This is a genomic window from Gordonibacter pamelaeae, from assembly GCF_003340385.1.
Taxonomy (GTDB): domain Bacteria; phylum Actinomycetota; class Coriobacteriia; order Coriobacteriales; family Eggerthellaceae; genus Gordonibacter; species Gordonibacter pamelaeae.
Map to the genome: position 1 here is coordinate 1 of NZ_PPTS01000019.1, position 5,244 is coordinate 5,244.

The 5,244-nt window shown below is 60.1% G+C and carries 3 rRNA genes; all 3 read left to right on the forward strand.

Annotation, left to right across the window (positions count from 1 at the left end):
- Window positions 1-231: 231 nt before the first annotated feature.
- A 16S ribosomal RNA gene (locus C1877_RS14980) occupies window positions 232-1,740 on the forward strand.
- 273 nt (window positions 1,741-2,013) lie between these two features.
- A 23S ribosomal RNA gene (locus C1877_RS14985) occupies window positions 2,014-4,978 on the forward strand.
- Between the two features lie 113 nt (window positions 4,979-5,091).
- A 5S ribosomal RNA gene (gene rrf, locus C1877_RS14990) occupies window positions 5,092-5,206 on the forward strand.
- The 16S, 23S and 5S rRNA genes sit together here, the layout of an rRNA operon.
- Window positions 5,207-5,244: the final 38 nt, after the last annotated feature.

A 5,244-nucleotide genomic window follows, 5' to 3' on the forward strand; every position in this document is an offset into this window, starting at 1 on the left:
AAAAAAGTTCTTGACAGGATGGCAACGGGAAGGTAAAGTATCTCCTTGCGCCGCTCGCCCGGAAGGGAGGCGGCGAGGCCCCCCGGAAGGGGAGGCGAGAACCTTGAAAACCGGATATTGCGAGATGAATCGAATCGAGAGATGCCCGCCAGGCGAGCCCAGCCCACCGAAGGGCCGGGGGAGCCGGCGAAAACCAAGATCGAACGGATGCGGCAGCGATGCCGCTCTCTTCAAACGGAGAGTTTGATCCTGGCTCAGGATGAACGCTGGCGGCGTGCCTAACACATGCAAGTCGAACGATTAAGACGGCTCCGGCCGTGAATAGAGTGGCGAACGGGTGAGTAACACGTGACCAACCTGCCCCCTACCCCGGGATAACGCAAGGAAACCTGCGCTAATACCGGATACTCCTTCCCCTGCTCCTGCAGGGGTCGGGAAAGCCCAGACGGTAGGGGATGGGGTCGCGGCCCATTAGGTAGACGGCGGGGCAACGGCCCACCGTGCCTGCGATGGGTAGCCGGGTTGAGAGACCGACCGGCCACATTGGGACTGAGATACGGCCCAGACTCCTACGGGAGGCAGCAGTGGGGAATTTTGCGCAATGGGGGGAACCCTGACGCAGCAACGCCGCGTGCGGGATGAAGGCCTTCGGGTTGTAAACCGCTTTCAGCAGGGAAGATAGTGACGGTACCTGCAGAAGAAGCCCCGGCTAACTACGTGCCAGCAGCCGCGGTAATACGTAGGGGGCGAGCGTTATCCGGATTCATTGGGCGTAAAGCGCGCGTAGGCGGCCCGTCAAGCGGAACCTCTAACCCGAGGGCTCAACCCCCGGTCGGGTTCCGAACTGGCAGGCTCGAGTTTGGTAGAGGAAGATGGAATTCCCGGTGTAGCGGTGGAATGCGCAGATATCGGGAAGAACACCGATGGCGAAGGCAGTCTTCTGGGCCATCAACTGACGCTGAGGCGCGAAAGCTGGGGGAGCGAACAGGATTAGATACCCTGGTAGTCCCAGCCGTAAACGATGGGTGCTAGGTGTGGGGGGATCATCCCTCCGTGCCGCAGCCAACGCATTAAGCACCCCGCCTGGGGAGTACGGCCGCAAGGCTAAAACTCAAAGGAATTGACGGGGGCCCGCACAAGCAGCGGAGCATGTGGCTTAATTCGAAGCAACGCGAAGAACCTTACCAGGGCTTGACATGCTAGTGAAGCCGGGGAAACCCGGTGGCCGAGAGGAGCTAGCGCAGGTGGTGCATGGCTGTCGTCAGCTCGTGTCGTGAGATGTTGGGTTAAGTCCCGCAACGAGCGCAACCCCTATCGTATGTTGCCAGCATTGAGTTGGGGACTCATACGAGACTGCCGGCGTCAAGCCGGAGGAAGGTGGGGACGACGTCAAGTCATCATGCCCTTTATGCCCTGGGCTGCACACGTGCTACAATGGCCGGTACAACGGGCCGCGACCTGGCGACAGGAAGCGAATCCCTCAAAGCCGGCCCCAGTTCGGATCGGAGGCTGCAACCCGCCTCCGTGAAGTCGGAGTTGCTAGTAATCGCGGATCAGCATGCCGCGGTGAATACGTTCCCGGGCCTTGTACACACCGCCCGTCACACCACCCGAGTCGTCTGCACCCGAAGCCGCCGGCCGAACCCGCAAGGGGCGGAGGCGTCGAAGGTGTGGAGGGTAAGGGGGGTGAAGTCGTAACAAGGTAGCCGTACCGGAAGGTGCGGCTGGATCACCTCCTTTCTAGGGAGACACACACGTGTCCGGACATGGTCGAGCGCACGCTCCCATGACCTGGAAGAAGATTTCATTACCTATTGATTCACAAGGCTCTCCCGATCATCGCTCGCAATACCCGGTTTCGAGGGCTCTCGCCCTCGGGCGCCCAAGCGCGCCCGCGCACCTTGACAGTTGCATAGCGAAAGCATCGAAATTTGAGAATCATCGATTAGTCGAATGATTCGCATCTAAACGATCGCGAATAAGAACGATATGGATACCTGAATTACCTTGTTAGAAGAAGATGTCAAGGGCGCACGGCGGATGCCTTGGCACAGGAAGCCGATGAAGGACGCGGCAAGCCGCGATAGTCTGCGGGGAGGGGCAAACACCCTTCGATCCGCAGGTTTCCGAATGGGGGAACCCAGCAGGGGTCATGCCCTGCTACCCCGGGCCGAATCAAATAGGCTCGGAGGAGGCAACCCGGGGAACTGAAACATCTAAGTACCCGGAGGAACAGAAATCAACCGAGATTGCGCGAGTAGCGGCGAGCGAAAGCGCACCAGCCCAAACCCATGCACGTGCAAGCTTGAGGGCGTTGCTGCATGCGGTGTTGTGGGACCGGCCATCTCCAGGGCCTCAGACCTGGGGCGGAGTTACAAAGCTGCGCGGTAGCGGAACGGCATGGAAAGGCCGGCCGCAGCGGGTAAGAGCCCCGTACGCGAAACCCCGCAGCCTCCGAGGCCGGCACCCGAGTAGTGCCGGACACGTGAAATCCGGTACGAATCCGGGGGGACCACCCTCCAAGGCTGAATACTCTCCTGTGACCGATAGCGAACCAGTACCGTGAGGGAAAGGTGAAAAGCACCCCGAGAGGGGAGTGAAACAGTACCTGAAACCGTGCGCCTACAAGCAGTCGGAGCACTCTTGCAGTGTGACGGCGTGCCTTTTGTAGAATGAGCCAGCGAGTTGCGGTAAGCGGCGAGGTTAAGGTTGGAACCGAGCCGCAGTGAAAGCGAGCCTTTAAGATGGCGAACATAGTCGCTTGCCGCAGACGCGAAGCCGGGTGAGCTATCCATGGGCAGGCTGAAGCGGGGGTAAGACCCCGTGGAGGGCCGAACCCACTTCGGTTGAAAACGGAGGGGATGACCCGTGGATAGGGGTGAAAGGCCAATCAAACCCGGAGATATCTCGTTCTCCCCGAAATAGCTTTAGGGCTAGCCTCGATCGTTCAGTGCCGGAGGTAGAGCACTGGATCTTCTAGGGGGCTTCACCGCCTACCGAAAAGAACCAAACTCCGAATACCGGCACTTAAGAGATCGGGAGTCAGAGCATGTGGGCTAAGCTGTGTGCTCGAGAGGGAAACAGCCCAGACCGCCCGCTAAGGTCCCCAAGTTCATGCTGAGTGGCAAAGGATGTGCGTTTGCCTAGACAACCAGGATGTTGGCTTAGAAGCAGCCATGCATTTAAAGAGTGCGTAACAGCTCACTGGTCAAGTGGACATGCGCCGACAATTCACGGGGCTAAGCATGACACCGAAGCGGCGGACTGATTTATCAGTGGTAGGGGAGCTTCCCATGGGGGGCGAAGCCGAGGGGCGACCCTCGGTGGACCGCATGGGAGTGAGAATGCTGGCATGAGTAACGAGAGAGGGGCGAGAAACCCCTCCGCCGTAAGCCTAAGGGTTCCTGGGCAAGGCTAATCCTCCCAGGGTCAGTCGGGAGCTAAGGCGAGGCCGGAAGGCGTAGCCGATGCACAACGGGTCGATATTCCCGTACCGCTGACGAGCGTTTGACCGACGGGGTGACGGAGAAGGGTAGCCGGGCGGGGTTCTGGACGTCCCCGTGAAAGCGTGTAGGGGGGGCTCGCATGGAAATCAGCGAGCCACATGCCCCGAGACGCGAGACGAAGGCATTAGCCGAAGTCGGCGAGCCCATGCTTCCGAGAAAAACCTCTAGGGAGCTTTGTCGGCGCCCGTACCAAAACCGACACAGGTAGGCGGGTAGAACATACCGAGGCGATCGGGAGAACCATGGTTAAGGAACTCGGCATACTGGCTCCGTAACTTCGGGAGAAGGAGCGCCCTTTCCGGTGAAGGCCCTCGCGGCCGGAGCGGGGAGGGGCCGCAGCGAAACGGCCCAAGCGACTGTTTATCAAAAACACAGGACTCTGCTAAGCCGCAAGGCGACGTATAGGGTCTGACGCCTGCCCGGTGCTGGAAGGTTACGCGGATGGGTTAGCGCAAGCGAAGCTCTGAAGCCAAGCCCCAGTAAACGGCGGCCGTAACTATAACGGTCCTAAGGTAGCGAAATTCCTTGTCGGGTAAGTTCCGACCTGCACGAATGGCGTAACGATTTGGGCGCTGTCTCAACCATGGACCCGGTGAAATTGTATTATTCGTGAAGATGCGAATTACCTGCGGAAGGACGGAAAGACCCCGTGAACCTTTACTGCAGCTTGACATTGGTCGTTGGCTCGGCGCGTAGAGGATAGGCAGGAGGCTTCGAAGCGGGGACGCCAGTTCCCGTGGAGCCGGCCTTGGAATACTGCCCTCGTCGTGTCGGCGACCTAACCTGTGGCCGTGATCCGGCACAGGGACCGTGTCAGGCGGGTAGTTTGACTGGGGCGGTCGCCTCCCAAAATGTAACGGAGGCGCGCAAAGGTCCGCTCAGGACGGTCGGCAACCGTCCCGAGAGCGCAAGAGTGCAAGCGGGCTTGACTGCGAGGGCCACAACCCGAGCAGGTGCGAAAGCAGGTTCTAGTGATCCGGCGGCCCAGAGTGGAATGGCCGTCGCTCAACGGATAAAAGGTACTCCGGGGATAACAGGCTGATCTTGCCCAAGAGTCCACATCGACGGCAAGGTTTGGCACCTCGATGTCGGCTCATCGCATCCTGGGGCTGAAGTCGGTCCCAAGGGTACGGCTGTTCGCCGTTTAAAGCGGTACGCGAGCTGGGTTCAGAACGTCGTGAGACAGTTCGGTCCCTATCCTCCGCAGGCGCAAGAAGATTGAGGAGATCTGCCCCTAGTACGAGAGGACCGGGGTGGACGGACCTCTGGTGACGCGGTTGTCGACCAACGGCACCGCCGCCTAGCTACGTCCGGCACGGATAACCGCTGAAAGCATCTAAGTGGGAAGCCGTCTCCAAGATGAGTCTTCTCTTTGGTAAGGGCCCAGGTAGACTACCTGGTCGATAGGGCGCAGCTGCAAGCACGGCAACGTGTTCAGGCGAGCGCTACTAATAGCCCGAGCTCTTCTTCACAACAGGCAGGAACGTCCACGTTCCGCGATCGGACTCGATGCTGCGCTATGCGACCGCCAGGGTGGCGCGGAGCCGCCGGGCGGGGCTATAATGCCCGCGGGAGCATCCCCCGCGAGCGCGACCATGGAGGCGGGGATCACCCGATCCCATTCCGAACTCGGAAGTTAAGCCCGCCATCGCCGAAAGTACTGCAGCGCCAGGCTGTGGGAGGATAGGGCGTCGCGCTCGCGGAGGATGCTTCCTTTACATCGCAGGCCCCCGGACCA